The organism is Devosia insulae DS-56 (assembly GCF_000970465.2).
Classification (GTDB): Bacteria; Pseudomonadota; Alphaproteobacteria; order Rhizobiales; family Devosiaceae; genus Devosia_A; species Devosia_A insulae.
The window spans coordinates 1-2,869 of sequence record NZ_LAJE02000223.1 but is presented as its reverse complement, the minus strand read 5'-3'; the positions used below and the strand labels follow the sequence as shown (position 1 = coordinate 2,869).

5 protein-coding genes are annotated in these 2,869 nt (G+C 64.8%); 1 reads left to right on the top strand and 4 read right to left on the bottom strand.

Annotated elements, in window-relative coordinates; genetic code table 11:
- Window positions 1–44: 44 nt before the first annotated feature.
- A complete protein-coding gene (locus tag VW23_RS16220) occupies window positions 45–332 on the bottom strand; it encodes a hypothetical protein (protein ID WP_069910590.1) in 288 nt (95 codons plus the stop codon).
- 36 nt (window positions 333–368) lie between these two features.
- A complete protein-coding gene (locus VW23_RS16215) occupies window positions 369–1,433 on the bottom strand; it encodes a LacI family DNA-binding transcriptional regulator (protein WP_069910589.1) in 1,065 nt (354 codons plus the stop codon).
- A gap of 213 nt (window positions 1,434–1,646) precedes the next feature.
- On the opposite strand from VW23_RS16215, the gene VW23_RS16210 reads away from it, so the two are divergent.
- Window positions 1,647–1,904 (top strand): hypothetical protein, encoded by a 258-nt coding sequence (locus VW23_RS16210; RefSeq protein WP_069910588.1) that lies wholly within the window; start codon window positions 1,647–1,649, stop codon window positions 1,902–1,904.
- Window positions 1,905–1,908: 4 nt separating this feature from the next.
- Here the strand turns inward: VW23_RS16210 and VW23_RS16205 are convergent, their stop codons facing one another.
- Together VW23_RS16205 and VW23_RS16200 are read right to left on the bottom strand one after the other, a co-directional pair.
- Entirely contained in the window at window positions 1,909–2,337 is a 429-nt protein-coding gene (locus tag VW23_RS16205; RefSeq protein ID WP_069910587.1) for a YciI family protein, read from the bottom strand.
- A gap of 125 nt (window positions 2,338–2,462) precedes the next feature.
- Window positions 2,463–2,663, bottom strand: coding sequence for a hypothetical protein (locus tag VW23_RS16200; RefSeq protein ID WP_069910586.1), 201 nt, complete (start codon window positions 2,661–2,663; stop codon window positions 2,463–2,465).
- Window positions 2,664–2,869: the final 206 nt, after the last annotated feature.

Here is a 2,869-nt window from a genome sequence, read left to right as displayed (position 1 = left end):
GGGTGGGGGTCAGCCTGCACCAGCGGTGAGTAGTGCCCCGCACCTTAAGGCAGCAAATAACTCGGCTTGGTCCGCATCAGCTCGATCTGCAGCTGCTGCTGCAGCATCTTCTGCTGTTGCAGGTCGCGCTGCAGTTTCGACAGCGTCGCATCGATCTCGCTGCGGATCGCCCGATCCTGGGCCGATTGCGCCAGCTCATTCTGCAGGCACAGCGTGCGCTGCAGATCGTTCCCCTGGTAGCCGTCCTTGGCGATGTCAGGCACCGGTGGGCAATAGGCCAGCGCCCCCGAACTGAGGGCAACAACCGCGACGGTGGCGAGCAAGGTTCGCATCACATGAATCTGGGGACTCACGGTCCCCGGATCAAGTCACGATCGCGCGCGTGGGGCGGCGGTGCTGTTTCGCACCAGCAGTTCGAGCGGCAGGCTTTCGCGATGCACCCCGCCTTCGTGCTCGAGGATGGTCTTCACCGCCCGGCGGCCGATCTCGGCGATCGGCTGGACCACGGTGGTGAGCGGTGGGGAGACGGTCGCCGCTTCCGGCACGCCGTCGAAGCCGACGATCGAGATGTCATCGGGCACGCTGAGGCCGCGTTCGGCGAGGATTTCCAGCGCGAACATGGCGACGCGGTCCGACATGGCGAGGATGGCGGTGGGGCGTTCGCCGGTCGTGAGGATATAGTCGAGCCCGCGCCTGACGCTCTCGGCAGTACTGCGGGTTTCGTAGATCGGAATGGTCTCGCGATCGATGCCGTAGAGCGCCAGCTCCTCGAAATAGCCATAGGCGCGGTCGCGGGCGGTGGAGAAGGTGGCTGCGGCGATTTCGGCGCTGCCGACCGGCCCCTCATGCGCATCGTCGAGCTCGAGCCCGAGGATGCCGAAGCGGCGGTGGCCGAGTTGGGCGAGATGCCGGGCCGCCATCTGCGCGCCGGCATAATCGTCGACGCCGATGGCCGAGATGGTGTCGTCGGGCTTGCCGAGCGCCAGCGCCACGAATGGCAGCTGCCGCTCGCGCGTCAGCTCCACCAGCTTTTCACCGTTCTCGATGCAGAGCAGCACGAAACCATCGACCAGCGCGCTCTGGATGTTCCAGCTGAGCCGCTCGCTGTTGCGGGCCGATACCAGCGCCAGCCCGGCGCCGCGCGCGTCGCAGGCCTCCGAAATGCCCTGCATCAGCACGCGGGCGAACGGATCCTCGAAGAAGTAGGAAAGCGGCTCGGCGGTGGCGACGCCGATGGCGTTGGATTTACCGGCCCGCAGCAGCCGGCCACGCGGATCGGGGCCGGCATAGCCGAGGTCGCGGGCCGTCTGGTGGACCCGCTCGCGGACTTCCGGCCGCACCAGGTCGGGCCGGCTGAACACGTTCGACGCAGTGCCCTGCGACACCCCCGCCGCCTTTGCCACATCGCTCAAGCGCACCAGATCGCGTGCCATCCGAACCTTTCCAGTTTTTGCGGCTCGTCTGCCGCCCCGAGGACAATCGTCCCGATTGCCTGAGGACATCCTAGCCAACTCCCTGTCATATAGCACGCTTTTGTATCGGTTCAAATTCCGCTTGACTCCCAGACATCGAAGCGTATGTTTGAACCGATTCAAGAAGTCACGTGTTGATCGATTGAAGCGGTTCAAGTCGAAAGGAGACTTGTGATGATCCCCGCCAGCTATCTCTATAAGGAAGCCTACAAGCAGCACTGGGGCGAAGACTTCGCCCGCCGCAGCGGCGAAGCGCCATGGGAGGCCCACCCGGACGCCGGACTATGGGAAAAGCCGTCGCTCTGGCGCGCCATAGGCGGCTTCGTCGGCCGCCTGTTCGCCTCGAGCCGCCCGGCAGCAACGGATGAAACTGAAGCTTCGGGGCGTCATTGCCCCGAAGCGACCGATCGCCGTCTGGCCCCTTCGCGGTGACGCTCTAGCGCTGCTCCGGCCACTGGCCGCTGTCGCGCAATGCCTTCTCGCGATCCAGCGCTTCGGCCGAGACCTCGTCATAGGCATAGGCAAAGTCTTCGACCTCGGAAACGCGGCGGACTTCCACTTCCTCGCCTTCGTTCCACATCGGGATCTTCTTCACCCAGCCGATCGCCTCGTCGAGCGAGTCTGCCTTGATGATCCAGAAGCCGCCGACCAGCTCCTTGGCCTCGGTGAACGGGCCGTCCTTCACCACCAGCTTGCCGCCCTGCATCGCCACCTTGGCGCCGCTCTTACTTGGCTGCAGGCCCTCGCCGCCAAGCAGCACCCCGGCCTCGATCATCTCCTGGTTGAGCTTGCCCATCGCGGCCAGCATTTCCGAGCTCGGCGGTGGCGCCGGCTCAGTGGTTTTGACGATGATCATGTAGCGCATGGGGGTCTCCTCGCTTGGTGGCCCAAGAACCAAATCAGGCAGAGCTTGGCCCAAAAGAAAAGGCCCGGTCAAACCGGGCCTTCCCTCCGCGGTGGCAAAAGGATCGGGATCAGGCCAAAATCTGGTCAGGCAACGGCTGGAACCACCATGCCGTCCTGCAGCGCCATCAGGCGCTGTTCCATCCGCTCGGCGACGGCGCCCTCATAGCGGCTGTGGCGGAAACCGGTGATGATGCTGACGATCTCGCGGCGGCGGGCTTCGTAATGCGCCAGCGGCTCATCGTAAAAGCGCTCGACCTTGATGGCGGGCCAGATCTCGTCGGACATCGGAGCTTCCTTGTCACTTCGAAAAGCAGCGAGGAGGCTAAGCTAGCGATATTAGACAGGGTTGAGCGCGTGGTGAGAATTTGGAGAGAGACACTGGCCTCTCGGTGATCCTCCCCTGCGAAGCGGGGGAGGGGGACCAGCGAAGCTGGTGGAGGGGGGGAGACTGGACTGGGCGCGTGTGCCGCCCCCTCCACCGCCTTCGGCGG